19 protein-coding genes and 2 pseudogenes are annotated in these 25,029 nt (G+C 69.2%); 13 read left to right on the top strand and 8 right to left on the bottom strand.

Features of this window, described 5'->3' with window-relative positions; all coding sequences use genetic code 11:
* Positions 1-217: 217 nt before the first annotated feature.
* Complete coding sequence (locus AC5L36_RS31655) at positions 218-619, bottom strand: hypothetical protein (RefSeq protein WP_441222430.1); 402 nt, start codon at positions 617-619, stop codon at positions 218-220.
* An 882-nt stretch (positions 620-1,501) separates the two neighbouring features.
* Between AC5L36_RS31655 and AC5L36_RS31650 the strand changes: the two genes are divergently transcribed.
* From AC5L36_RS31650 to AC5L36_RS31640, 3 genes are all read left to right on the top strand, one after another.
* On the top strand, positions 1,502-2,008 hold the full coding sequence (locus AC5L36_RS31650; protein WP_441222429.1) for a tyrosine-type recombinase/integrase: 507 nt from the start codon (positions 1,502-1,504) through the stop codon (positions 2,006-2,008).
* Positions 2,005-2,325, top strand: coding sequence for a helix-turn-helix domain-containing protein (locus tag AC5L36_RS31645; RefSeq protein WP_441222428.1), 321 nt, complete (start codon positions 2,005-2,007; stop codon positions 2,323-2,325). The genes AC5L36_RS31650 and AC5L36_RS31645 overlap by 4 nt, the downstream gene beginning before the upstream one ends.
* A gap of 787 nt (positions 2,326-3,112) precedes the next feature.
* Positions 3,113-3,781, top strand: a complete 669-nt coding sequence (locus tag AC5L36_RS31640) for a hypothetical protein (protein WP_441222469.1) — start codon at positions 3,113-3,115, stop codon at positions 3,779-3,781.
* Between the two features lie 18 nt (positions 3,782-3,799).
* Here the strand turns inward: AC5L36_RS31640 and AC5L36_RS31635 are convergent.
* The 3 genes and pseudogenes from AC5L36_RS31635 to AC5L36_RS31625 all read right to left on the bottom strand — a co-directional run.
* Positions 3,800-3,952 (bottom strand): annotated as a pseudogene (locus AC5L36_RS31635) (tetratricopeptide repeat protein); the annotation flags it as partial.
* A gap of 133 nt (positions 3,953-4,085) precedes the next feature.
* Positions 4,086-4,688, bottom strand: coding sequence for a response regulator (locus tag AC5L36_RS31630; RefSeq protein ID WP_441222468.1), 603 nt, complete (start codon positions 4,686-4,688; stop codon positions 4,086-4,088).
* Between the two features lie 34 nt (positions 4,689-4,722).
* Positions 4,723-5,898, bottom strand: a complete 1,176-nt coding sequence (locus tag AC5L36_RS31625; protein ID WP_441222427.1) for a sensor histidine kinase — start codon at positions 5,896-5,898, stop codon at positions 4,723-4,725.
* A gap of 176 nt (positions 5,899-6,074) precedes the next feature.
* Here AC5L36_RS31625 and AC5L36_RS31620 point away from each other — a divergent pair, with 176 nt between their 5' ends.
* Positions 6,075-8,294: an MMPL family transporter gene (locus AC5L36_RS31620; protein WP_441222426.1), complete on the top strand. Its 2,220-nt coding sequence runs from the start codon at positions 6,075-6,077 to the stop codon at positions 8,292-8,294.
* Between the two features lie 44 nt (positions 8,295-8,338).
* Positions 8,339-9,431, top strand: a pseudogene (locus AC5L36_RS31615) (IS630 family transposase).
* Positions 9,432-11,995: 2,564 nt separating this feature from the next.
* Here AC5L36_RS31615 and AC5L36_RS31610 read toward each other — a convergent pair.
* On the bottom strand, positions 11,996-12,280 hold the full coding sequence (locus AC5L36_RS31610) for a hypothetical protein (RefSeq protein WP_441222425.1): 285 nt from the start codon (positions 12,278-12,280) through the stop codon (positions 11,996-11,998).
* Positions 12,281-12,704: 424 nt separating this feature from the next.
* Here AC5L36_RS31610 and AC5L36_RS31605 point away from each other — a divergent pair, with 424 nt between their 5' ends.
* From AC5L36_RS31605 to AC5L36_RS31595, 3 genes are all read left to right on the top strand, one after another.
* Entirely contained in the window at positions 12,705-13,211 is a 507-nt protein-coding gene (locus AC5L36_RS31605) for a cupin domain-containing protein (RefSeq protein WP_441222424.1), read from the top strand.
* A gap of 174 nt (positions 13,212-13,385) precedes the next feature.
* Positions 13,386-14,849 carry an alpha/beta hydrolase gene (locus AC5L36_RS31600; protein ID WP_494909444.1) on the top strand — a complete coding sequence of 488 codons (1,464 nt, stop codon included), beginning with the start codon at positions 13,386-13,388 and terminating at the stop codon, positions 14,847-14,849.
* A 214-nt stretch (positions 14,850-15,063) separates the two neighbouring features.
* A complete protein-coding gene (locus tag AC5L36_RS31595) occupies positions 15,064-15,714 on the top strand; it encodes a TetR/AcrR family transcriptional regulator (protein ID WP_441222422.1) in 651 nt (216 codons plus the stop codon).
* A 211-nt stretch (positions 15,715-15,925) separates the two neighbouring features.
* On the opposite strand, the gene AC5L36_RS31590 is transcribed toward AC5L36_RS31595, so the two are convergent.
* Positions 15,926-16,405 (bottom strand): ester cyclase, encoded by a 480-nt coding sequence (locus AC5L36_RS31590; RefSeq protein ID WP_441222421.1) that lies wholly within the window; start codon positions 16,403-16,405, stop codon positions 15,926-15,928.
* A 98-nt stretch (positions 16,406-16,503) separates the two neighbouring features.
* Here AC5L36_RS31590 and AC5L36_RS31585 point away from each other — a divergent pair, with 98 nt between their 5' ends.
* Positions 16,504-17,184, top strand: a complete 681-nt coding sequence (locus tag AC5L36_RS31585) for a TetR/AcrR family transcriptional regulator (protein ID WP_441222420.1) — start codon at positions 16,504-16,506, stop codon at positions 17,182-17,184.
* A gap of 21 nt (positions 17,185-17,205) precedes the next feature.
* Here the strand turns inward: AC5L36_RS31585 and AC5L36_RS31580 are convergent, their stop codons facing one another.
* Complete coding sequence (locus AC5L36_RS31580; protein WP_441222419.1) at positions 17,206-17,907, bottom strand: hypothetical protein; 702 nt, start codon at positions 17,905-17,907, stop codon at positions 17,206-17,208.
* Positions 17,908-18,069: 162 nt separating this feature from the next.
* On the opposite strand from AC5L36_RS31580, the gene AC5L36_RS31575 reads away from it, so the two are divergent.
* The 4 genes from AC5L36_RS31575 (at position 18,070) to AC5L36_RS31560 (ending at position 23,188) form a co-directional block, all read left to right on the top strand.
* On the top strand, positions 18,070-20,073 hold the full coding sequence (locus AC5L36_RS31575) for a sensor histidine kinase (RefSeq protein WP_441222418.1): 2,004 nt from the start codon (positions 18,070-18,072) through the stop codon (positions 20,071-20,073).
* Complete coding sequence (locus AC5L36_RS31570; protein ID WP_441222417.1) at positions 20,073-20,711, top strand: response regulator; 639 nt, start codon at positions 20,073-20,075, stop codon at positions 20,709-20,711. The genes AC5L36_RS31575 and AC5L36_RS31570 overlap by 1 nt, the downstream gene beginning before the upstream one ends.
* A gap of 809 nt (positions 20,712-21,520) precedes the next feature.
* Positions 21,521-22,408, top strand: coding sequence for a hypothetical protein (locus AC5L36_RS31565; protein WP_441222416.1), 888 nt, complete (start codon positions 21,521-21,523; stop codon positions 22,406-22,408).
* A gap of 282 nt (positions 22,409-22,690) precedes the next feature.
* Positions 22,691-23,188 carry a hypothetical protein gene (locus tag AC5L36_RS31560; RefSeq protein WP_441222415.1) on the top strand — a complete coding sequence of 166 codons (498 nt, stop codon included), beginning with the start codon at positions 22,691-22,693 and terminating at the stop codon, positions 23,186-23,188.
* Between the two features lie 156 nt (positions 23,189-23,344).
* Here AC5L36_RS31560 and AC5L36_RS31555 read toward each other — a convergent pair whose 3' ends face one another.
* The gene (locus AC5L36_RS31555; RefSeq protein ID WP_441222414.1) at positions 23,345-24,658 is read right to left on the bottom strand and encodes a S1 family peptidase; all 1,314 of its coding nucleotides are present in this window, start codon (positions 24,656-24,658) and stop codon (positions 23,345-23,347) included.
* Between the last annotated feature and the right edge of the window lie 371 nt (positions 24,659-25,029).

Below are 25,029 nucleotides of genomic sequence, written 5' to 3'. Positions count from 1 at the left end.
TGCCGAAAGTCGTGCCCACGGCGTGCTCACGTCAGGAGTGCCACCGATGACGCAGCCGCGTTCCCGGGTCGACCTGTACGCGGCGATCCGACGGGATGCCCGATCTGGGATGTCCAACCGCGCGCTGCAGCGCAAGCACGGCGTCGGCTTCCGAACCGTGACAGCGGCGCTGGAATCTGCATGGCCGAAGGAGAGAAGGCAACCGCCCAAACGCGGCTCACGGCTTGACGCGTACCGAGTGGTGATCGACGACTGGCTGCGCTCGGACCTCGACGCGCCGCGGAAGCAGCGACACACGGCGAAGCGGATCTTCGATCGACTGCTTGACGAACATGACGGGGCCGGGGTGGTGTCGTACTGGATGGTCCGCGAGTACGTCGCCACCCGACGCCGTGAGATTCGCGTCGAGGTCGGACGGGAACCTGCCAACGCGTTCATCCCGCAAGAGCACCTCCCGGGCCGCGAGGCCGAGGTTGACTTCGGCGACGTCGCCATCCGCCTGCGCGGCGAGCTCGTAACCTGCGCGCTGTTCAGCCTTCGGCTCTCCTACTCGGGCAAGGCCGTGCACAGGGTCAGTGCCTCGGCTGGGCAGGAAGCCTTCTTCGAGGGTCACGTCCACGCCTTCAACGTGCTCGGGGGTACCGACCGGGAAGATCCGCTACGACAACCTCAAGGCCGCCGTCGCGGGCGTGATCGGGTTCTCCCGCCAGCGGGTCGAGGCCGACAGGTGGACCGCCGTCCGTTCCCACTAAACCCATGTTCCGGCGAGTTCCGATCGGTCTGTCGATCCGGGAGCCTGGCTGGGAAGGGACTCGACCAGGAGCTCCCTTGTGGACAGCTCAGCCCCAGCGATCTATGATCCAGCTTCACGATTCCTGAGACTCCGCCGGGGATCGTGAGTCTTGGCATGGATAGCTGAGGTGGAGGCTTCGGGTGGCGCTGGCGGTGGTGCGGGACCTGCGGTCGCATCTGCGGCTGGGGGCGCCGGCGGATGTCGCGGCCTTCGAGCAGGATCTGCTGGCCGAGTTCGTGCTGGCGCGGTCCTCGGCCGGGATCGCTGACGGCACGATCCGGGCCGACGTCGCAGCGGTCGAGGATCTGCGGGAGTGGCTTGGCCGTCCGTTGTGGACGATGGCGCCGAGCGATGCGGACGCCTACTTCGGTCGGCACCTGCGCGAGGCGATGCCCGGCACCAGGGTCCGCAGGGCGGCGGCGTTCGCCGTGTACTTCGAGTTCCTTGAGCTGCGTCACAAGGCGGAGATCCACGCCGCGACCGGGTTCGTGGTCGAGTCTCCGCTGGACGAGGTCAACCGGCCCCGCGGTGGCACTGCCTCCCGGTTGCGGATCCCGCCGGCGCCGCGGGAGGTCGCGCAGCTGTTCACGGGCTGGCAGGACAGTCTGGCCAGTGCACGCAAGTACGCCCCGTCGGTGCGTAACTACACCGCTTTCCGGATGGTTAGCCTGATCGGCCCGCGGGGGTTCGGAGCTGTCGTTGCTGCGCATGGGGGACCTGCGGTGGGAGTTGGGCCGGTTCGGCAAGGTGCTGCTGCGGGGCAAGGGCAGCAACGGCCGTGGGAAGAAGGAGCGACTGGTCCCGTTGATCAACGGCTCCCGAGAGCTGCTGGACTGGTGGGTGCACGGCCCACGCTGGGAGTTCGACGACCGAGTCAACGACCCGCTGGCGCCGCTGTTCCCGTCCGAGCGGCGAAACGCCGATGGCAGCAGCAGCTTCGCCACCACTGATGCCCTCCGTGACGGCCTGGCCGAGGCCGTCGCCGCCCATCTGCCCGCGCAGGTGGGGCGGCTGTCGCCGCACCTGCTGCGCCACTTCGCCGCATCCGACCTCTACCGCAACGGGATGGATGTCGTGGCTATCCAGGAGGTTCTCGGCCACGCGTGGTTGAACACCACAATGATCTACGTCCACGTCGACAAGACCCACATCGAGGATGCCTGGGCCAGCGCCGGGCAGCGCGCCGCCGACCGCTTTGGGAGCCGACAACGATGAAGTGGAACCTGCGTCTGGCAGCCGCGCAACGGGACATCTGGAAGGCGTCCCAGCTACAGGCCATGCTCGCCGACGCGGGCCTGGTTATCAGCACGGGCAAGGTGTCGCACCTGTGGTCCAGCCAGCCGGTGACGATCCGACTGGAGGACCTGCAGATCATCTGCACCGTCTTGGGCTGCACACCCAACGACCTGCTCGTGCTCGAACAGACACCCGCCAATCAGCAGCGGCCGGCCAAGCAGGCTCCCCTCAAGGCCGTCGCCGGCGAGGCCCCCATCCAACGCTGGCATGCCGGCCGCACGAAACCGCCGGTATGAGGGAGAGTACGAGCCCACAGCGGCGCCGGCCACGCGAGTATCGGGGACCCGCCCGCAGTTGCGCGCACTGCTTGGCCTGGGGTGTGCTGCGGCAGCGGCTTTGCCGCGGCTGCGCGAACTTCGCCGCGAAGTACCCCACCGGACTATGCCTGACCTGCGCCCGCCGAGGCGTTCCTGTCCGGGACGGCGTTTGCCGGCTCTGCCGCCGACAAGCCGGCCTTATCGCCGGCCCGGGCAACAAGACCGCCGTCGACCTGTCCACTGCGGCGATCACCGGGCAGCAGCTGTTCCTGGCCGACACGCACCGATCGCTGCGCACCCGCCGGCCAGCGGCGCACGCCACGGCATCACCCGCCACGGCACCGACATTGACCGTGGTGACCAGATCGGTCCCGGCGCCCGAACGGACTCAGCTGGTCCTGGTCGACCCGCCGCGGGACTGCCGGCATGCCAGCAGCCTCGATCCACCTCGCGATCCCCGGTTCCTGGACCTCGCCCTGCGCCACGCCGACGCCTTGGCCGAGCACAACGGCTGGCCACCACGAACGCTGCAGCAGGTCCGTCGTGGTCTGCGGATGCTCGCTAGCTGCCACGACCCCGGCGAGCCGGTCAAGGCCAGCACCGTCAGCGCGATGAGCTCGCACGGATCGCGGTCCTGCGGCAGGGAACCCCACGCCGCCGGGCCAGACCTCGCGTCACCGCCTTCACGCTCCTCGCAGCCGCCCGCCCGTTCCTGCTCGACGTCGCCGCCCGCTACACGACGCTGCGGCAGGTCACCCGCGACGATGTGGTCGCCTGGCTGGATGGACGAACCCACCAGGCATCGGACGCCAACGCGCTACGGGACCTGTTCGGCGGGCTCAAGGCCCAGCGCCTCGTCTTCGCCAACCCGACCCGACGTGTCCGCGTCAGCGGCAAGAACCCCAGCACACCCACCACACTGGACAGTCATGCCCTGCACGCCATCGGCGAAGCCGCCCAACACAACCCGGCACTACAGGTCGCCGTTGCTCTCATTGGCGTTCACGCGCTGCACCCGCACCAGGCCCGACAGCTGACACTGGACCGTATCGACCTGCCCAACATGCGGCTCAAACTCGACGCCACCAGCCGGTCGCTCGATTCCTTCACGGCAGCGGCGTTGAGTGATTACCTGGACTACCGGCACAGCCGCTGGCCCGACACCAGCAACGCCCATCTGATGTTGACCCGCCGCACCGCCCACGAACGCGGCCCGGTCAGCGCTTACTGGTTCACCAGTCTCTTCCGGGGCCTACCCGCCACTGCCGCACAGCTCCGCGAGGACCGCATCCTCGACGAAGCCCGCGCCGCAGACGGCGACCCACTGCACATCGCAGCCATGTTCGGACTGACCGCCAAACCCGCCCTGCGCTACGCCAAGACGATCTGGCCGGAGACAACTGAGCCGACACGGGAAATCGCCGAGCAACGCTAGCCCCGGGGCGTGCAGTAGCCACGCCAGGTTGTGCTCAGTGATCAACGTGTTCGGGTGGTCGCGGCAGAGTTTGTCTGACCGGTACTCCCGCACCTGCTGGAACAGCTGCTCGGCTTCATCGAGGTCGCCTTGGGCCCGGCGGGTGTACGTGAGGTCGTGCAGCGCGGTCATCCGTCTTCGCCCACAACCTGACCAAAATCACCCCTGGAAGCCGCGCATACGGCATAACCGGCCACCCGCCCTCCGGGCACGCCGGCAGCCCACGCCGGCCCCGCCACTACACCGACTTTTCAGGTCGAAGTAGCTAGGCGCCGGGGACGATGCGGCGGGTCTCGTACGCCCACATCGCGATCTCAACCCGGTTCCGGACGCCGAGCTTGCCCATCAGGCTCGCGAGGTGGGTCTTCACCGTGCTCAGACTGATGTGCAGGGTGTCGGCGATCTCCACGTTGGTCAGCCCTCGGGCGACGGCGATGAGCACGTCCTCCTCGCGGGCGGTGACCGGGACGACCGGCTGTGTCATGGGCCGCCCGACCGGCACGTCAGCGAACGCCTGCAGCAGGCGCACCGTGACGCTCGGGGCGATGAGCGCCTGACCGTCCGCCGCCGACCGGACGGCCTGGACCAGCAGCTCCGGCCCGGCGTCCTTGAGCAGGAACCCGCGGGCGCCCGCGCGCAGTGCACCGTAGACATACTCGTCGAGGTCGAACGTGGTGATCACGACGACCACGATGGGGTCGGCGACGCCGGGTCCGGCGAGCTGCCGGGTGGCCTCCAGCCCGTCGAGGACCGGCATCCGGATGTCGAACAGGCAGACGTCGGGCCGCAGGTCACGGGCGAGCCGCACGGCCTCGCGCCCGTCGGACGCCTCGCCGACCACCTCGATGTCGGGCTGGACGTCCAGCATGTTCCGCAGCCCCGTGCGGATGATGGCCTGATCGTCAGCGATGACGACGCGAATGGGCTGCACTGTGCGTCCTCCCCCGGGGCAGCTCGGCCTCGACCTGCCAGCCGTGCTCGGCGCCCGGCCCGGCCCGCAGCTCGCCGCCGAGCATCGCGGCGCGCTCGCGCAGCCCCGCCAGACCATACCCATCGCGGCCCTTGCCGGCGCGGACCCCGTCGTTGCGCACCGTAACCGTGATCCGCTCCGGCTCGCCGGTGACCCGGACGATGATCCCGCTGGCGTCGACGGAGTGCCGCCGGGCGTTGGTCACCGACTCCTGCACGATGCGGTAGACCGCCGCGTCCACGGCCGCTGGCAGCGCGTCCAGGTCGCCGTCGAGCCGCAGGTCGATCGGGAGCCGGCCGCCGGTGCCGCTCAGCAGCCGCTCCAGGTCCGTGACCCTGGCGATGGGGGCCAGCTCGGCGCCGGTGCCGCGGTCCCGCAGCGCGGCGACCATGGCCCGCATCTCCTCCAGCGTGCGCGCGCCCTCCTCCTCCACGCCTTCCAGCGCCTCGACGGCGGCGGCAGGGTCCACGCCGGCGAGCACCCGGCCCGCCTGAGCGCGGACGACGATCGCGGAGACGTGATGGGCCACGGTGTCGTGCAGCTCCCGGGCCAGTCGCTCACGCTCTTTGGAGCGCACCCCGTCCAGGAGCCGCTCGCGGGCGATCGCCTGGAACCGCACCGACGCCCCGATCACCGCCGGCATGAACAGGAACCCGAACCCCGCGATCTGCACGGCGGGCGGGGTGATGTCGTCCTCGACCGCCTGGACGACGAACGCCGCGAGGACGATCCCGATACCCAGGACGATCTCCCGTCCTGATCCCCACCGGAGCAGCGCATACACCAGCAGCAGCACGATCACGCTGCTGTCCAGCCCGACCGGCTCGCTCGGGTCCGCTACCAGTGACGACAGCCCGAGCAGGATTATCGCACCGAACCCGAGCGCGACCGCCGCCAGCGGCCGGGTCCGGCGCCACATGAGCAACGCGCACAACCAGACGGCGAGCACGAGGGCCACCGGCCGCCACACGAGGTCGTCGCGCAGCGTGGCCTCGGTGACCGCGGTGCCCAGTCCCGCGGCGAGCAGCGCCCAGTCACGCCACACCCGTACGGGCGCGTCGGGGGGCCGCGGCTCGGTCCACAGATTTCGCAGGTCATCGGTCAGCACGCTTTCCAGCCTAGGGATCGCACCGGCGCGCGCATCGGCCGAAAGAACGGCGGGCCGCTCGGCCCGGGGAGGGACGGATCTGCGGCTCGCAGGCCGATGCCCGCCGGTGCTGCGACGACGAGCCTTTGCATCGGCGGCCGGGGTACAGCGGCCGAAGAGGTCATTGGAGGACCCCGATGCTTTCGAAAGCCATTTCCCGTCTGGGCGGCGGCGCGGCCCGCCATCCGTGGCGGATGATCGCGGCCTGGCTGCTCGTCGCCGTGCTCGCTGTCGTCGCCGCGAGTGCGTTCGGTGGGCGGCCCGCCGACTCGATGACCGCTCCAGGGCTGGACTCGCAGCTGGCCGCGGAGTTGATCGAGCAGACCGGCACCGGCCAGGACGGCATGACGGCCCAGGTGGTCGTCACCCCGCTCGACGGCGGCGTGAGCTTCTTCGACCAGGGTGCCGCGCGGACGGCGCTGGCCCGGCTGCAGGCCGAGGTGCGGCAGCTCCCGCACGTGCTCGGCACCGGCGAGCCGGTCCAGGCGCTGGACGCCGGTGGCGACGCCGCCGTCCGCGCCGGTCTGGTCTCCGCCGACGGGCGGATCGCGCTGATCCGGGTGCAGTACCCGTCGCAGGACGAGCTGTCGGCCAAGGACCTCGACGCACTGGTCGCCGCCGTGGAACGGCTGCGCGGTGAGCTGCCGCTGCGCATCGAGATGGGCGGGGATCTGTTCTTCGCCTTCTCCGATGCCGGCGCCGGCATCGGCGAGCTGGTCGGCCTACTCGCCGCGGCCACGATCCTGTTCCTGGCGTTCGGCTCGCTCGTCGCCGCCGCGCTCCCGATCGGCATGGCGATCTTCGGGCTGACCGTCGGCATCGCCACGATGACGGTCCTGGCCAGGTTCATCGAGGTACCGACGTTCGGGCCGGTGCTCGGCAGCATGGTCGGGCTCGGCGTCGGGATCGACTACGCGCTGTTCGTGCTGGCCCGGCACCGGGAGTACCTGGCCGCGGGCGTCGAGCCGTCCGAGGCGGCGGCGCGGGCGGTGGCCACGGCCGGGCGGCCCGTGGTGTTCGCCGGCGGCACCGTCGTCGTGTCGATCCTCGGCATGGCGGTCGCGGACGTGCCGTTCATGACGATCGGCGGGCTCGCGGTCGCCCTGGTAGTGCTGATCATGGTGCTCGCGTCGGTGACGCTGCTGCCGGCCTTCCTCGGCCTCGCCGGTGCCCGCCTGGGCCACCCGGGCCGGCTGATGCGCCGCGTCGTCCGGCGGCGCGCCGCTACCACCGCGAGCACCGGGTGGGTGCGCTGGATCGGGCACGTGAACCGGCACCCGGGGCTCTACGCGGTCGGTGCCGCCGCGCTTCTGCTCGCCGCGACGCTGCCCCTGCTCAGCCTGCGGGTGGGTCTGCCGGACGACGGCTCGATGCCGCAGAACCGGACGGAGCGCAGGGCGTACGACCTCGTCGCCGAAGGCTTCGGGCCGGGCGCCAACGGTCCCGTCATCATCGCCATGACCACCGCCGGGGATCCGGGCGCGCTGGACCGGGTCGTCACCGCAGTCACCGCCGACCGGGGCATCGCGTCGGTCGCAGGGACGCAGGTCGATCAGGCGACCGGGATCGCGACCCTGGTGCTGTTCCCGACCAGCGGGCCACAGGAGAAGGCCACCACGGACACCGTCGCCCGGCTGCGCGCCGACGTCCTGCCCGGCGCGGTCGGTGCGGGCCCGGCGAAGGCCCACGTCGGCGGTGCCGCGGCGAGCCTGTCCGACGTCGGGAAGCGGACCAGTGACCGCATGCCGGCGTTCGTCGGCGCCGTGCTGGCGCTGTCCTTCGTGCTGCTGCTGCTGGTGTTCCGCTCGGTGCTGGTACCACTGAAAGCCGTGCTGCTGAACCTGCTGAGCATCGGCGCGTCCTACGGCATCATGGTGGCGGTCTTCCAGTGGGGCTGGGGCGGCGCGCTGATCGGCCTGGAGTCCACGGTGCCGATCGTGTCGTTCATCCCGATGTTCATGTTCGCGATCCTGTTCGGCCTGTCCATGGACTACGAGGTGTTCCTGCTGTCGCGGGTGCGGGAGGAGTACCTGCGCACCGGGGAGAACCGCACCGCGATCGTGCGGGGCATCTCCGGCACCGCCCGGGTCATCACCTCGGCCGCGCTCATCATGGTGGCGGTCTTCCTGTCCTTCGCCGTCGCGGACAACCCGTCGACGAAGATGTTCGGCCTCGGCCTGGCCACCGCCATCTTCGTCGACGCCACGATCGTGCGCATGGTGCTGGTACCGGCGACCATGACCCTGCTCGGCAACGCCAACTGGTGGCTGCCGAAGTGGCTGGACCGCCTGCTGCCCGGCGGCCACGAGCCGCTGGACGAGGCACCACCGGTCCGGGAACTGGAGACGGTGCACTAGTGTCCCGCGCCAGAAATTCGCCTGATAAGTAGTAGGGTGGTGGTGTGCCGAGGACCGGACGTCCCACCGCGCCGTTGACATTGACTGGTGAGGAACGCCGGACGCTGACCCGATGGTCGCGTCGGGCGAAGTCGGCGCAGGTCCTGGCGATGCGTTCGAAGATCATCCTGGCGTGTGCGGAGGGCGCTTCCAACACTGATGTGGCCGCCGCTCTGGGTGTGCATTTGTCCACTGTGGGCAAATGGCGTCGGCGGTTCCTGAAGTTGCGTCTGGACGGCCTGATCGACGAGGAACGCCCCGGCCGCCCGCCGTCGATCACCCTGGACCAGGTCGAAGAGGTGGTGGTGGCGACCTTGGAACAGACGCCACGTAACGCCACGCACTGGTCCCGTACGTCGATGGCCGAGCGGTCCGGGTTGTCGAAATCCACGATCGGCAGGATTTGGCGGGACTTCGGCCTCAAACCACACCGGACCGACACGTTCAAGCTGTCCACCGACCCGCTGTTCGTGGAGAAGGTGGTGGATGTGGTCGGGCTGTACCACAACCCGCCGCAAGGGGCGGTGGTGTTGTGTGTGGACGAGAAGAGCCAGGTGCAGGCCCTGGACCGCTCGCAGCCGGTGCTGCCGATGATGCCGGGCATGCCCGAACGGCGTACCCACGACTATGCCCGCAACGGGATCACTAGCCTGTTCGCCGCGTTCAACATCGCCGACGGCACCGTGATCAGCGAACTGCACCGCCAGCACCGGGCCACCGAGTTCAAGAAGTTCCTGACCGCGATCGACAAGGCCGTGCCGACCGAGTTGGATGTGCACCTGGTCTGCGACAACTACGGCACTCACAAGACCCCGGCGATCCGGGCCTGGCTGGCCAACCATCCACGCTTCCACATGCACTTCACCCCCCACCGGCTCGTCCTGGATCAACCAGGTCGAACGCTGGTTCGGATTTCTCACCGAGCAGAAGATCCGCCGCGGCGCCCACAAAAGCGTCCAGTCACTCGAGGCCGACATTCGGTCGTGGATCGCCGACTGGAACAGCAACCCACGACCGTTCATCTGGACCAAGACCGCCGAAGAGATCCTTGAATCACTCGCCCGATTTTGTAGGCGAATTTCTGGCGCGGGACACTAGAGTTGCTTGAGCCGGAGCGCTTTTCATGCAGCAACGCCGTTGAAGATTTCCTGTTGGATAGAGTTATCCCAGTTGCCTACATGGCTCGACATGGCCGCCCGAAGCCTCCATACACCGTTTCCCAAGCGAAGCGATGGCTAGGCTACGTTGCCTATCGGATGAGCCGAGACGGCACACACGATTTCGCGTGGTGGACTATTCCCACCTGGCAGCCGGCAGCTTTTCGAGCCGTCGCAAATGGGCTTCTGGCCGCATCGGTCTTTGCCGTCGTGGCTGCGTCAGCTTTCGGCCTCGATCTTGCGCCTGTCGCCGGCGCGGCTGGGTTGGCGACAGGGACACTAGTTGGTGCCTTCGCCGAGTGGCGCCCTGAGGACCGCCCTGTACGGCTCGCGCCGATCCGCTGGCACGCGATTGGTTCGCCCGGAAACAGCAGATTGCGGATGATCGGCTGGGTTACAGGTCTTGGGTACGGAGTAGTTGTCGGTCTTCTGTTTGGAGTCGCGGGTGATGCTGCCCTCGGCTTTTCATGTGGAATTTCTACGACTATCTCATTCTATCTCGCGACAGCGGTTTCTATCTTGACGTCAGCGCCGTACGCCGACGCCGGCAACCCCATGGATCCCATTACGAGCTGGCGGAGAGATCGAATGACCGGCGTCGTAGTAGGGATCGTCTTTGGTGCGGCCGGCGGGATCTTGATTGGCGTTGTCTTCATCTTGTTGAGCGGCGTCGTCCGCGGATTAACGATCGGCTTGGTCGCCGCAGGGGCGGGTGGGATAGCTATAGCCCTGACATTCGTACGTAGTTGGGACGCCCGGTTAGCGTTCTTTCAGATCTTTCTTGCCGGGTATGGGCCGGTCCGGTTAATGAGGTTCCTAGAGGATGCTCACAGGCGCGGAGTGCTCCGGACCGCCGGGCCCGTCTATCAGTTTCGTCATGCCCGCCTGCTTGACCGTCTTTCAATGGAGCACGAAAATACGGGATCCCGTCAGTTAACGTTATAGGTGGCCGCCACTTTGACGGTACTGACCATCCTACTTACCTGACGCGATCAGCTCGATACTTTCGGTGACTGAGCTTCGTTTGGGTCGTGTTCGGTCCGGCCGTGAGTGCATCGCATCGTCGACGACCGCGCTGTGCGCCTTGTTCTGCTACATCGATCCGAATCGCATCTCTTCCACCACCGCGGCCCACCCTGCTGCCGTCGGCCATTGCCAATGGGTAGCGTGCCGAACCGCTTATAGGGCCAGCCCGTGGCTCGTGCGTACGCCTCATGGTCGGCGTAACGCCTGTTCGCTGGATCCGTTCCAGCAGCACAACGCTTGGCAGAGGCATCACCTCTTGCGGCAGGCCGTGCGCAGCGGCGGTGGACAGTTCCAACGTCAGTGAGGACCCAACTCACTTCGGGCCAAATAAACGGCTGCCACGGCCGCCGAACAGACGTACGGCACGTTCTGCTCGCAGTTCCACCAGATCCTTGCGGCTTGATCGCCACCGTCTACCGCGGTCCTCAACCCTGAAATGGGCCAAGCCTGCATCGCGTTGCTCGCCGCTTCTGACCCGGGCCCCGTCTGCGCCAGCGGTCCATGCGGTTTGGCCGATCTTGACCGTGTCCGCGCATAGGGTGCGCCTGCACGAGGGGTTCGGCGCCGGCGTCGTGAGCTTCGCTACGCCACCCCCCCGGCAGGTGGTACTCCTCTACGACCGCGCGGCTGACCGAGCGGACGGGGCAAGTCCTTTGGAGCACAGACCGCCCCTGACCTCCCCCAGGTCGGTGGTGTGGGTCGGGAACTGGCCGTGGCCACCGCGGGCCGGGGCGCACAAAGGACCTGATACGAGCAGCACTCGCCCCGTGCTGTGCCGTTGGTGAGGTGGGGCGCTGACGCGTAGCAAGGGCGTCGAAGAAGGCGGTGAGGCGTCGCTGGACGTCTGCTGCGGCTTGGGGCCCCATCGCTCCTGTAGCTCATGACCGCCGAGGCGGTGCACCTCGTGGCCACGCAGCGAGCCACACCGTGCGGGCGGCCAATCCGGATCCGTCAGCCAGCCGCATCGGAGCGATTGTGGCGAAACTACCAGCCGCCACGCCGCTGCCGCAGCGATTGCCAGGCGGGGTGGGTCGCTCCGTGGTCGCTCGGACGTTCGCGACACTGGACGGATCCGCCGCCCGTCACCTGGATTCTGCTTCGGTCCAGCCGTTCACCTCGCGGTCATCGTTCGCAATCTAGGCCCGGACCAGCGCATACCTCGCTGGACTTACGGACAGCTGACGGGCGCTTCGTTGGATTTTCCTTGTGCTGTAAGGAAATCACGAAGTTGACCGTCCCCTGTGGACTCTTAATCCGCGGGTTCGGGGTTCGAGTCCCCGGCGGCGCACAAGTGATCAGGCTCTGACCTGGTGCTTCGTTCCGGATCAGAGCCTTTCTCATGTCCATGGTGGACTATTGGGTGATCCGTAGCTTTCGGTCGTCCCTGGCTCCGGCTGACACTGCGGGTCACCCGGCGGTATGGCCCGCCACCGCAGTCTCGCGGAGTCCACTGGGTCGAGTGTTGTCGGCACGGCCTGTTCAGCGAACGGCCGAGGGCCCAACGGCAACGCCCGCAAGTACGCCCTGCCGAGGCTGATGTTCCACACGGGCCCGCGGCGGCCAGCCGGTCACGACGGTGAACCCTCCGAGGGCTACCCAGGCCGTGGCGAACGACAGGTTGCCGAGGTCGAAGGCCAGCCGGGCCAGCTCGGGGTCGAGTCCCTCCCCCGCGCGGGTCGCGGCCAGCTCCCAGCCCACGCCGACGGCGAGGGCGTTCCCCAGCCCGGTGGCGAGCACGAGCGGCGCGCGCCAGTCGCGGCGCATCAGCGAGGCCAGCCCACCCGCGAGAACAGCGCCGCAGGACGTCGAGCGCCGACAGGTAGCTGCCGGCAGCCATGAGGTTCGTGTCGTTGGCCGCGAAGAACGCCGGTCCAGCGCCGACGACCACGACGTCGTGGTCGTGCGACGAGGCGTTGCGGTGAGCCATGTCATTGAACTCTTTTCAGAAGACATCTTGTACGGTGAAAACGAGTGTCCGGGTTCGTCGGACATGCTGTCAAGTCAATTTGCCTGAGACGCGCGCCATGCGGCCGACCGGGGATGGACCGACCACCTCGATGATCCGCAGCCAGTTGGTGGTCGCGGATTTTCGCGGTACTCCATGTTGGCTCAATTTGGTTGACGTCTCGTCAGCCCGGCCTCATCATTTCACCGTACAGCGTGTTCGATGATATTGAGGGGCTCACACATGACACCACCAGACCCGCCGCCGCTGACGATCGTCCGGCCCGGCGAGGGCCTGACCGGAGACCTCGGCGCCATCGGCGTGCAGTTCAAGCTCTGGGGCCGCGACACCGGTGGCGCGCTGTCGGTCGTCGAGCACCCGTTCCCGGTCGGCGCGCTGGTCCCGCCCCACCTGCACACCTTCGAAGACGAGTTCTCGATCGTCCTGGAGGGCGAGATCGGATTCCGCTCCGGCGACCGCGAGGTCGTCCTCGGCGCCGGCGGCTACATCACCAAGCCGCGCGGCGAGTACCACGCGATGTGGAACGCCGGCAGCGTGCCCGCGCGCATGATCGAGATCATCAGTCCGGCCGGGTTCGAACACTTCTTCCGCGAGGTGAGCGAGTTGGTCGGCGACCCGGAGAGCGCCGCAGCGCAGGGCCCCGCCATCGCCGAGCGCTACGGGCTGCGGTTCGCCGAGCCCGACTGGCTAGCCGGCGTCATCGAACGGTACGGCCTCGGCACGACATGACGGAGTTCTGAACGGTCCTAAGTAGAGAGAACTCGATGTCCACTGTGTCCTCGGCGGGCGCCCGGCTCGGCCGTACCTATGGCCGACGCCCCGCGCGAAGCCGACGCCCCGACAGCAAGGAGTTGCGATGACGGCCGCCCCAATCAACCCTGGAAAGGCATTACCGTGAAAGCATTGTTGCGCCGCGCCGCCGCCGGCTGCCTGGCCCTGCTCGGCGCGCTCGCCGTGGGCACGCACACCACGGCCGCGCACGCGGCGCCAGTGCTGCGCTGGATCGACTGCGGCGACGGCTTCCAATGCGCGGACGCTCGTGTGCCGCTGGACTACGACGACCCGCACGGACCGACAATCACCATCGCCCTGATCCGCAAGCCGGCCGCCGACCCCGCGCATCGCATCGGCTCGCTGTTCCAACTGCCCGGCGGGCCCGCCCAGTCCGGTGTACAGGTGCTGCGCAACTCGCCGCCGCAACTGCTGGCGCTGCTGGGCCGCTTCGACGTGATCGGCTTCGACCAGCGCGGCACCGGCGCGAGCCGACCCGCCGTCGACTGCCACGCGACACCACCCTCGTTCTTCGCCCGTCCAGACGCCGTCGAGCCCGACATGTACGCCGCCACGGCACGCGCGTACGGACTGTCCTGCCTCCGCCACAACCGCACGATCTTGCCGCACATGAGCACCGCCAACGTGGCCCGCGACGTCGACCTGCTGCGCCGGGCCGTCGGCGACCAGAGGCTCACCGCTATCGGCATCTCGTACGGCACCGACATCGGCGCCACCTACGCCAGCATGTTTCCCGGCCGTGTCCGGGCCATGGTCCTCGCCAGCGCCAACGACGTACGGACCGGACGCGATCGCCCGATCGACAGCGGCGAGGAGCAGTCAGCCGCCTTCGAAGACGAGCTCGACCGCTTCTTCGCCCGCTGCGCGGCCGCCGGACCGCGGTGTGGATTCGGCGGCACCGACCCCGAGGACGCCTTCGACACGCTGCTGGCACGGCTGGACGGCCAGCCGCTGCCCACCGCAGACCCGGCACACCCCCGGCTGAGCGGAGACGACGTCCGCCAGGCCGCGCTGGCGGCGATGTACACGCCGCGGCTGTGGCGCGACTTCGCCACAGCGCTCACCGCCGCGACGGCCGGCCAGCCGTCAGCAATGCTCGACTTTCTGGACGAGCAGGACGGCTTCGGCACCTACGACCAGCAGTTCGCGGTGCTCGCCGTCGACCAGCGGTTTCCCCGCGGACCGGTGGCCGGTTACGTCCGCGACAGCGTCCACGCCTACCGGATGTTCCCGCATTTCTGGTGGGTCAACGGGCTGGTCACCCTCGACCTCGCACTGTGGCCGGTCGAGGACGACGACGCGTTCCGCGGCCGCATCCACAACCCCGACCGGGCCGCACCAATCCTCGTCATCAGCAACACACACGACCCCGCGACACCGTACGCCGGCGCGCGGCAGTTCGTCGCCGACCTCGGCAACGCGCGGCTGCTCACCCACCAGGCCGACGGCCACGCCAGCCTCACCTCCGGAAACCCGTGCCTGGTCGGACCGGCCCTGGCCTACCTGACCGACGGCGTCACCCTGCCACCGGCAGGCGCCACCTGCCGCGACGACACCGACCCGTTCGCGCCTTGAACCACACACCGAGTCACTTGACCACCACCGCGGCCGCCGCCGGCCCCAGCCCGACCTCGCCGTCACCGCAGGCCGGCTCACCAACGACACCACCGACTTCGCCGACGGAATCGCCTGGTGGAAACTGCGCTACACCTGATTCGAAACGTCGCACCGGCTTCCCGGGCGGCAGTTGAGTGGACTGCCTGTCGGATGAATATGCCATGATGGGGTCATGGCATCCCGGAAGTACGAGCAGGTGCTGCGCGCCGAGGCCGCGGAGGAGACGAGGCGTCGGATCCTGGACGCGGTCGGCCAGTGCCTGCGTGAGGCGCCTACCGAGCAGCCCAGCCTGGGGCGGGTGGCTGAGCTGGCCAAGGTGTCGAGGTCGACGATCTACACCGACTTCGGCTCGCGGTCGGGGCTGTTCGACGCGTTCGTGGTCGATCTCTGGCAGCGCACCGGGCTGGCCGCGCTCGGCCGGGCGGTGGAGGCCACGAACGCGCGCGACCACCTGCGTGATGGTATCCGGGCGGCCAGCCGGATGAAGGGCCAGGAGTTGGCGGTCTATCGCGTGCTGCACGCAATGGACCGGCTGGACCCCGAGTCCGCCGGCGGCGCCGTTCGCCACATGGAGACCGACCGGCGGGCCGGCATGCAGAGCCTGGCCGAGCACCTCGAGCGGGAGGGTGAGCTGCGCGAGGGGCTCACCGTCGACGAGGCGGTCGACGTGCTGTGGGTGCTGACGAGCTTCGAGAGCCTCGACCTGCTGGTGACCGGCCGCGGCCACACGATCGACGAGGCGATCGGCACTTTGGTGGCCATGGCCGAGCGAGCCGTGTGCCGGACGCCGGGAACCCCGGCTGCCCGCAGCCGGGACGCCTGACTGCCGACGCACCGGCTGCCCTCAAGGCGGCCCGCGGCATCGGGCTGAGCGGTCCGCACGACTCGCCGGCGACAGGGCGTTCAGGGCCAACGCCGGGATCGCGTCTTGGGCATCGCCGCACCGAAGAGCGACTTGCGTGCCGGCTTCGGCGTCGAACCGTTCGAGGCCGGACAGGGATGGGCAGGCTGGGCTGTCCTGGCCCAGACGTGACCTAGTGGGTCGGCTGGCGACGCGCGTGCCGTTTGGCGCGGGTCATCCGCCACAGGTATGCCGGTGTGGGCGGCACCCAGCCGAGCTGGGTGGCCATGCCGAGGTCGTCGCGGTTTGCCCAGTGCTCGACGACCTGACCGTCTCTGGTCCGGAACCAGTGTGTCTGGGTGACCGCCAGCGTGCGGCCCTTCGACGGAAAGGCCTGGGCGACCTCGCCGTGCTCGTCGTAGGCCAGGAACGTACCGACCTGGCGACCAGACATGGTGCAGTGCACGACGACCAGGTCGCCGTCGGCCGCGACGTCGTGGATGTCGAAGGCCAGATCCGCGAACGCGGCTCGCAGCCAGCGGGCGGTGGCCGCGAACGCGCCCGGACCTCGCCCGCGGCAGGCTGGTGGTTCGTCTTTCGCCTCGCGGTTGACCGCCTCCGGGTGGACTACCCGGGTCAACTCGTCGAGGTCACCGGAGGCCAAGATCGTCATGGATCGAATACAGACGTCACTGTCGATCGTGCGCATGGTGTCCCCTCTGTAATATCAGATGCACTAAGCAAGTATTCAATACTCGTGGATGGTATGCAATGTCTCGTCGGGCATACGACAACACCCGCCGCGCCGAGCTGGCACGGCTCACTCGCCGCGGTGTCCTGGACGCTGCCCGCGACCTGCTCACCGAACGTGGCCCGGCAGCGGTCACCATGCGCGACGTCGCCGCGCGCGCCGGGGTATCGGCCGAGACCGTCAAGAAGGCCTTCGGGACCAAGACGGCGCTGATCAAGGCCGTGTACGACGTCACGCTTGCCGGCGACGACGAGCCCATCCCGATGATCGACCGCCCCGAGATCCAGGCCGTGGTCGCCGCCACCAACCCCCGCGACAAGCTCGCCCGATACGCCTCCGCGGCCCGCCAGATCGGCGAACGCGTGGGACCGATGCTCGCCAAGCTGCTCGCCGCTGCCCGGGGCGGCGACCCCGAGCTGACCCAATTCCGCACGACCGTCAACGGTGAGCGGCTCGTCGGCGCCGGTGTCATGGTAAGCCAGCTGGTCGCCACCGGTGGCCTACGCACCGACCTCGACCCGGACCGCGCACGTGACATCGTCTGGATGCTGATCTCGCCCGAGGTCTACGAACTACTCGTCAACGACCGTGGCTGGTCGCCCCACGAATACGAGCGGTGGCTGGCACAGGCGCTCGCCGACGCTCTCGCCGCACCCTCCCCGCGCGGCCGTGGCGAGACACCGTCCCCGCAGGGTCAATGAATCGCCACGGCCGTCACCTTGTCAGGACGCGCGGGCCGGTGGCAGGTCGAAGCCGCCGTCCGGCGTGCGTAGCAGCGCGTACGACGCGCCGGCGAAGCCGGCCGCCGCGACCAGCAGCCCGATTCCCTGCGCCAGTGAACCGGGCAGGAACGGGTGGGTGATGCCGCCGGCCATGATGGCGATGCCGGCCCACGCGGGCGCGTACCGGCTGCGCCAGAGTGCTCCGCCGAGCAGGCCGAGGCCGATGACCACGGCGGTGATGAACAGCAGCCCGGCGATGCCAATCAGTGGTTCGCCCTCGATGGCGTCGCTGAACGCGGCCATCGCGGCCGGGTCGAGGTCGTGGCGTACGGTGGCCGCCGCTGGTGTGATCACGCCGCCGAGCAGCGCCACGCCGGCCAGGAAGCCGAGCAGCGAGATGAGCGCGCCGGCGGTGGTGAGGCGGGGCGCGCCGCGGCGGGCGACCCAGGCGACCGCGTACGTGGCCGGGACGAGCCCGACTACGAACACCACGTCGAGCCACATCAGCACGCCGGCGAGGCGCTCGTGCGCGGTGAACGCGGCGAGCGTCTCGTCGAAGCTCGCACCGCCCTCGACCGGGGTGATCAGGTAGTAGACGCCCTTGGCGAGCATAGGCAGCGGCGCGATGACCGCGAGCAGCACCCGCCAGAAGCCGCGCACGTCTGCCAGCACGGCAACGTCCGCCGAAGAGGTACGGGACATTTGAGGTTCTCCCATCGGGATTTTGACGACGGGCCTCACGATCCCTGCCGGACGGCACCAGCTGGGAGGTTGCAAACTCATCGGCCACCCGGGAGCTTCTCCCGGGCCGCGTAGTGGCCAGCCACTACGTGCCGGACCCGCCGCAGCCGCATGATGAGTGGCATGACGACCACCCGCCGCGCCACGACCGCCGCCGGGCTGCTGCTCGGGCTGGCGTTCGCCGAGGTCGCGGTCACCGTCGTGGCCGGGTGGGTGTCCGAGCTGAGCTTCGGCGCGCTGATGGACGGCTTCGCGGTCAGCAACGCCACGCTCGGCCTCGCGCTGGCCGTCGCGGGCTGGCCGATCGCCCGCCACCGCCCCGGCAACCCGATCGGCTGGCTGCTGCTGGCCGGCGGGATCTGCTACGCGACCAGCGCCGCCGGGGCGGCCGTGCTCGCCGCCGGCACCGAGCCCGGGGAGACCGCCGCGGGCTGGCGGCTGCTGGCCACGGTCACCAACCTCGCCTGGACCTGGACCGTCACCGTCGTGCTACCAGTAGTGCTGCTGACCTTCCCGGACGGGCGGCTGCTGGGCCGGGCATGGCGGGCCGCCGCCGGGCTGGCCACCGCCGCGGGCCTGCTCTTCGCCGCCATGGCCGTGATACCGGCGCACACGCTCACCAGCGACGAGTACGGCGTCACCGGCTACCTCAGCGCCGGCGCCGACCAGCTGGCCTGGGTCGGCGCGGTCACCACCCTCGCCGGCACCGCCGTCTACCTGGCGGCGCTCGCCTCGCTCGCCCTCCGGTACCGGCGCGGCGACGAGCGGGTACGCCGCCAGCTGCTGTGGCTGCTACTCGGCGCGCTGGTGATGGTGGCCTCGTTCGCCGTCTCCGACCTCCTGAACGTCGACAGCTGGCTGTCCATCTACTCGATCGCGCTGGTTCCGTTCGCCATCATGGTCGCGATCCTGCGCCACCAGCTGCTGGACATCCGCCTCGTCGTCTCCCGGTCGGTGCTCTACCTGGTGCTGACCGCCGGCGTGATCGCCGTGTACGCGGCCCTCGTCACAATCCTCGACTCAGCGCTGCGCCGGCAGGTCGGGCTGGGCAGCTCGGTGCTCGCCACGCTGCTGATCGCGGGCGCGTTCCACCCGGCGCGGCTGTGGTTGCAGCGCCGCGTCGACCGGATCTTCTACGGCGCCCGCCGCGACCCCGTGCGCGCGATCGCCGAGGTCGGCGCCCGCCTGGGCGACCCGGGCGGAAGCGGCCTGGACGGCGCGCTGCGGGCGCTGTGCGTCGTGATGCGCCTGCCCTCCGCCGAGATCACCGCAGGCGACCACCGTCTCGCCGCCCACGGTGCGGCGCCGTCGCTGCGGCAGGCCATCCCGCTGGTACAGGGCGGGGAGCCGGTCGGCGAGCTGACCGTGGGACTGCGGGCCGGGGAGAGCCGGCTGGACCCGGCCGACGAGCGGCTGCTGCACCTGCTCTGCGCCTCACTGGCGGTGGCCGTCCGCGCGACGCTGCTGGCCCGCGACCTCGGGCAGGCCCGGGAGGCGCTGGTCACCGCGCGCGAGGAGGAACGCCGCCGGCTCCGCCGGGACCTGCACGACGGGCTCGGGCCGGCACTGACCGGGGTGGTGCTCAACGCCGACGCCGCCCGACGGCTCGTACCCGCCGACCCGGACCGCGCGGTGGCCCTTCTCGCCGGCCTGCGGGCCCAGACCACCGCCGCGATCGACGACATCCGCCGCCTGGTCAACGAGCTGCGCCCGCCGGCCCTCGACGGGCTCGGCCTGACCGGCGCGCTACGCGAGCACGCCGCCACTCTCGCCGGCCGGCCCGACGATCGTCCACTACGGATAGACGTGGACGCCGCGGAGCCGCTCGGCCCGCTACCCGCCGCGGTCGAGGTGGCCGCGTACCGGATCGCGACCGAGGCGCTCACCAACGTCGTACGGCACTCGCGGGCCAGCCGGGCCACGGTGACGCTCCGCGCCGAGCCAGCCGCGTTCACGCTGACGGTCGACGACAACGGCGCGGACGGCACCGCCGCCTGGCGCCGCGGCGTCGGCCTCACCTCGATGACCGAGCGCGCCGCCGAGCTCGGCGGCCACTGCGTCGCCGGGCCGGGCGCGGACGGCGGCCGGGTCCACGTGACAATCCCACTGGGCCGCGGAGGTGGCTGATGAGCGTGCGGGTGGTGGTCGCCGACGACCACGCGGTGGTCCGGGAAGGGCTGCGCGCACTGCTCGGCGCCGTCGAGGGATACACCATCGTCGGCACCGCCGCGACCGGACGCGAAGCCGTCCGCGCCGCCGTCACCCTGCGCCCCGATGTCCTGGTCCTGGACATCAACATGCCGGACGGCTCGGGCATCGAGGCCGCCCGCAAGGTCACCCGCGAGGCGCCCGGCGTGGCGGTGCTGATGCTGACCATGTTCGACGACGACGACTCGGTCTTCGCCGCCATGCGGGCCGGCGCGCTCGGCTACGTGCTCAAAGGCGCCGACCCGGAAGACATCATCCGAGCGATCTCCGGCGTCGCGGCCGGCAACGCCGTCTTCGGCCCGGGCATCGCGCAGCGGGCGATCGCCTACCTGTCCGGACCCCGCCCGCCGGACACCCCATTCGAGTCACTCACCCCGCGCGAGCGGGAGGTACTCGACCTGATCGCCGCCGGCCTCGGCAACACCGCCATCGCCGCCCGCCTCCGCGTTTCACCCAACACGGTCGCCAACCACATCTCCAGCGTCTTCGCCAAACTCCAAGTCGCCAGCCGCGCCGAAGCGATCATCAAAGCCCGCGACGCGGGCCTCGGCCACTGACAGAGCCCGGGATCGAGGCACCAGCGGCTGGACGAACTCGGCCAGCCACACGGCGGCGTCGCGACCGGGCCGACTGACCACGACTGATACGGCTCCCGCTCAAATCAGCCCAGAACTGACCCGTTGGGCGGACCAACGCGTCCGGCGGCTCGCCGCCGACGATGCGGTCGCTCATCACCGGGTGGAGCGGGCTGCTGGCCGCCGCCTCGGTCTACAACACCGCACAGAACACCTACCGCCAGCAGGTCGTCCCGCCAGATCTGCGCGGCCGAGCGACAGACATCGGTCCCCGTACACCGATCCTGACTCACCCTCAGCCGTGCCAGGTCCTCGTGCGGTGCACCACCGATCCGCTTCGCCGCGCTCGTCGCAACCACCCAGCGAGGTGTCCATTGCCACTTAAGCGTGTCCGTGTGCCACTGAGGTTTGTCTCCTGCGCTATCCGAACGAGTGAAGATCGAGACCGGCGGATCGGACATCGGCGCCACATGCGCCGAGAGCGCTATTCAGAACGTGTGATCGTGAGTGCTCGAGGATGCAGGAGCGATGCAGGTTCTGTGAACGCCGTTGCGTACGGTGCGTGCAGGCGACGTACCCCGGGACCCTGAGCTGCGTCCTGACGGCAACACGCTGATGTATCCCGGGTCGCCGATTTACGCCGCCTACTACCGCGAAGACAGCCGGCTGTGAACAACCGGCCCGTGATAGTCGTCCGTGAATAGAAAGGAACAACGAAAATGCGCTTTCCACGCGTCATCCCCTACCGATCCCAGGTAGGCTCGCCGTCCGTGCGCCTTCGCCGCCGTGCGTTGGCCGCGACGCTGGTGGCCGCCGGAGCCGCAGCGCTGGTCGTGGTCACCCCTGGCAGCGCCTCGGCTGCCATCGTCGGCCTCACCACCGCTTCCGGCCAGACGGCGAGCAATTCCAGTTCGAGCAAGACACTCGACGTCCCTTGCCCGAACGGGACGACCGCGCTGGGCGGGGACATGCAGATCACCGGTAACAACCAGGTGCGCATCCTGGCCATCTACCCGCAGTTCTCGTTCGTGCGGTTCCGCGCGGCCGAGCCGGCCGAGGGCGTGTCGGCCGCCTGGTCGTTCTCCGCCACGGCGGTCTGCGCACCGCAGTCGTCACTTCCGGGGTACGCGGTGGTCACCGGCGGGGACACGCAGACCGTCCTCGATGGTGGCGAGACCGTCCGGGTCAACATCGAGCGCGTCTGCCCCAACAACAAGGTCCTCGTCGGCATGGGTGGTTCCATCAGCTCCGGCTTCGACTTCGGCGCCAACCTACCCCGGACCCGCCTGTCCCGCATCGCGTCAAACAATGGCGGCGATGTACCCACCTCCTACCGGATCGACGGCAGCGCCGGCGGCTACGACGGAACGGTCGAGCTGAACGGCATCGGCATCTGCGCGGACTCGACTCAGGTTTCGGTCCGCCAGTTCAGCAACCGCACCAACGCGACCAGCGTCAACGCCAAGAACGTCTCGGTGCCGTGTTTCAGCCCCACGGGCACCGTCATCACGGCCGGATTCACTGTCCTAGAGGAGTTCGGCACGACCGCGGACTTCAATGTCAGCGTGACCTCGGTGGGCGTCAGCCGGCTGACGAACACAGTCGGCATGATTGCCCGCGAGAGCGCGCCCGGCACCGAGGAGAACTGGCAGCTAATCGGCCAAGCCCTCTGCACCTGACACGACCGCATGCCAGTCGGTCGGGGGCGAGCCCGACAAATTCCTCGCGACGGCGAGTTGCCCCGGCAGACAGCAGGTGATCGGCATGGGCGGCAACCCCTTGGGTGGCATCCGGTTCGTTCCTGAGATCCTCTTTGCCGCCAAAAATTCCAGTCAACCCGGCGTTCGCGACTGCCAATAGTGAAAACGCTCGGCAGTTTCAACGGCAGCTATTAGGCATCCGCTATCTGCCACAGGCAAGTTGGCACAAACTGTTGTCCGCAAGACGAAGAAGGAGCACCGATGTCGCGTTTCAGAAAGACCTCGTTGTACGTGCTCAGCATCGCTGTGGCGCTGTCGCTGTCGGCCGTCGCCGCAACTCCCGCATCGGCCGCCAAGACCCGCGATGCCGTGACGGTGTCGACGGCGTCCGCTCAGTCCGCCGGGCCGTTCTGCGTGTTCGGGACCGATGGCGACTTCGTCCACATCTCGACGGCGCCGGGAATCCGGACGGCGTCGGGCCACGGTTGGTGGTACTGGATCGACTGTGACTACCCACTCGCTATCGTGACCACCCAGTTGCAGATCTTGCGGAACGGCTCATGGGTGAACGTCGGAAGCGCCGACTCGGTGACGGTCCCACCGGGGGGCGGGGCCGGCAAGCGCGCCACAGCGCGGGTGACCTGCACGACGGTGCTGGTCAGCCAGTGGCGAAGCGTGACTGACACCGACGTAATCGGAATCTTCGACACCTCCGAAAAGCACACCACAGCGCCGCGCAGCCTCGCCTGCACCGCCTGACTCGGGCGCAAGGCCCCGGGGGACAGCGCGTCCCCCGGGCCCAGGGCCCGGCGAACCGCGCCTTCGGACTCGACCGGGTCGGTGGCGGCCGGGCGCGGCTCGGCACACCGAGTATCCGTGATACCCGGTGTGCCGAACGACTCAGCTAGTTCTCAGCTAGTTCTGCAATACCGTGGCGTTGAGTTGGACCCGTACCCGACCGATCCGGGTGAAGTAGCTTTCCACGGAATCCTGGGCTCCGCTGTGGACGCCCCGGGCGGTGTTCCCGAGGTACCAAGGGCCGCCGCTGTCACCACCTGCCGAAATGTCCTGACGGGTGACATCCAGACCGCAGTATCGATGGATGACGCCATTCACCAGCATCGACTGGCAGGTGTCGGTGTCCTCGACGTAGCTACAGTCGTAGCCGGTTTTCCGGCCCCAGTGGCACACGGCCGAGCCCACCGGTGCGTTGGCGACGGCTGTCACCGTCCGGTCTCCGCTGGCCTGCCGGCCGGTCGCCCGGAACTGCTTGTTCGTCGAGTGGCCGTTCTCGGTTAGGGTCCGGTGGAACTGGAGATCGGTCGCGTCGTTCGAGCTCTGGCCCGGGTGGGTGCTGATGACTCCCGAGGCGTTGCCATACCGGAGCGCGTTATTGCAGTGCGCCGCGGTCAGCACACCCCGGTTGCCGTTGCGGATCGCGGTGAAACCGGCGGTGCAGTGGGCGTCGCCGTTGCCCAGGTTGAGGTCCCTGCCGCCTTCGACGGTTCGCTCGGCGACCGCGGTCCGGTCGGCGTCGAGTTCGGGCACGACCTCGAGGGGAAGCTGTCCCCCGGCGGTGCCCGCGGTCAGCGCCTCCTGGACGACCGAGCCTTGCCTGCTCAGCTGGGCACCCCCGACCGGCGCGTACAGCAGACGCAGCACGCGTCGCTCGTGGTCGTAGCGGGTCCCCGCCGACCGGATGACGTCCGGGCGCGCGGCCAAGGAGGTAATGAGTGTGTAGGCCAGGTCGGCCAGCTCCTTCGAGCTTGCCGGCGCACCGTACTGCACCTCGGTGTCCACCGGCAGCCGCGCCAGATCGGCGACGATGTCGGCGCCCGGCTTGGCGGTGAACTGGACCCAGTTGCCGGCGCCCTCGGTGCCCAGGCCGGCCCGTACGAACGTGTCCGGCGCGGTCTCCTCCAGCTTGGTGGTGTAGGCACTGAACTCGTGGATGCCCTGGTGCGCCGCGACGACGGCGGACAGGTCCTGTCCGTTCTGCTTGGCGAACGTGGTCAGGTCCTGCATCGTCGCCTCGTCCAGAGCCTGTGCGGACCGGCCCGTCCCGGTCACCCGGAACGTGCCCACCGACGTCGGCGCGGCCCGCACCGGCACGTCCCCGGGGACGAGGACCGCTGTGTTCTCGGTGCCGCCGCGGGCGGGACCTGCCACGGCCACCGTCAGGCCCGCGGTGACCGCCAGCGAGGCGAGCAGGGCCAGGACTCTTCGCATCTATTGCGTCCTCTCGGAAAACTGGTGACGTCCAGCGCCGTCGGCTGAAGCAGCCTGATCGTCGCGTCTCGCGGGCCCGCTGTGACCCAACGAATCCGCGAACTTTCCCTAGCCGCGTGGTGGGCGCGAAGAGCTCTGGAGCGGCGTGGCGCTCCCTCTTCGTTATCTGGTGCCGGTTGGGTGCCGAACATGAGCAGCGGCGGCCGGGGCACCGGACCTACAGCGTCGTGGTTCTGAGCGCGAGTAGCGGTCCCGTTTGAGCGGGAGTTTGGGTCCCGGTACCTGCCCGCGGGTTTCGTCGGGCGTGAGTTCGGGACCCGCCCTGGTCGTGGATGCTTGGTGATTTGCTGTGAGTGGATGCCTTGGATAGG

The organism is Phytohabitans sp. LZ39, assembly GCF_059359075.1.
Note: the sequence above shows the minus strand (reverse complement) of the source record. Positions and strands in the feature narration are given on the sequence as shown.

What these genes read in the sequence shown, in the direction of transcription:
- AC5L36_RS31575 (WP_441222418.1), top strand. Translation starts at nt 18,070, where the DNA reads ATGACGACCACCCGCCGCGCCACGACCGCCGCCGGGCTGCTGCTCGGG.
- AC5L36_RS31555 (WP_441222414.1), bottom strand. Translation starts at nt 24,658, where the DNA reads ATGCGAAGAGTCCTGGCCCTGCTCGCCTCGCTGGCGGTCACCGCGGGC.
- AC5L36_RS31630 (WP_441222468.1), bottom strand. Translation starts at nt 4,688, where the DNA reads ATGCTGGACGTCCAGCCCGACATCGAGGTGGTCGGCGAGGCGTCCGAC.
- AC5L36_RS31570 (WP_441222417.1), top strand. Translation starts at nt 20,073, where the DNA reads ATGAGCGTGCGGGTGGTGGTCGCCGACGACCACGCGGTGGTCCGGGAA.
- AC5L36_RS31650 (WP_441222429.1), top strand. Translation starts at nt 1,502, where the DNA reads ATGGGGGACCTGCGGTGGGAGTTGGGCCGGTTCGGCAAGGTGCTGCTG.
- AC5L36_RS31560 (WP_441222415.1), top strand. Translation starts at nt 22,691, where the DNA reads ATGTCGCGTTTCAGAAAGACCTCGTTGTACGTGCTCAGCATCGCTGTG.
- AC5L36_RS31595 (WP_441222422.1), top strand. Translation starts at nt 15,064, where the DNA reads ATGGCATCCCGGAAGTACGAGCAGGTGCTGCGCGCCGAGGCCGCGGAG.
- AC5L36_RS31645 (WP_441222428.1), top strand. Translation starts at nt 2,005, where the DNA reads ATGAAGTGGAACCTGCGTCTGGCAGCCGCGCAACGGGACATCTGGAAG.
- AC5L36_RS31610 (WP_441222425.1), bottom strand. Translation starts at nt 12,280, where the DNA reads ATGCGCCGCGACTGGCGCGCGCCGCTCGTGCTCGCCACCGGGCTGGGG.
- AC5L36_RS31620 (WP_441222426.1), top strand. Translation starts at nt 6,075, where the DNA reads ATGCTTTCGAAAGCCATTTCCCGTCTGGGCGGCGGCGCGGCCCGCCAT.
- AC5L36_RS31580 (WP_441222419.1), bottom strand. Translation starts at nt 17,907, where the DNA reads ATGTCCCGTACCTCTTCGGCGGACGTTGCCGTGCTGGCAGACGTGCGC.
- AC5L36_RS31590 (WP_441222421.1), bottom strand. Translation starts at nt 16,405, where the DNA reads ATGACGATCTTGGCCTCCGGTGACCTCGACGAGTTGACCCGGGTAGTC.
- AC5L36_RS31585 (WP_441222420.1), top strand. Translation starts at nt 16,504, where the DNA reads ATGTCTCGTCGGGCATACGACAACACCCGCCGCGCCGAGCTGGCACGG.
- AC5L36_RS31605 (WP_441222424.1), top strand. Translation starts at nt 12,705, where the DNA reads ATGACACCACCAGACCCGCCGCCGCTGACGATCGTCCGGCCCGGCGAG.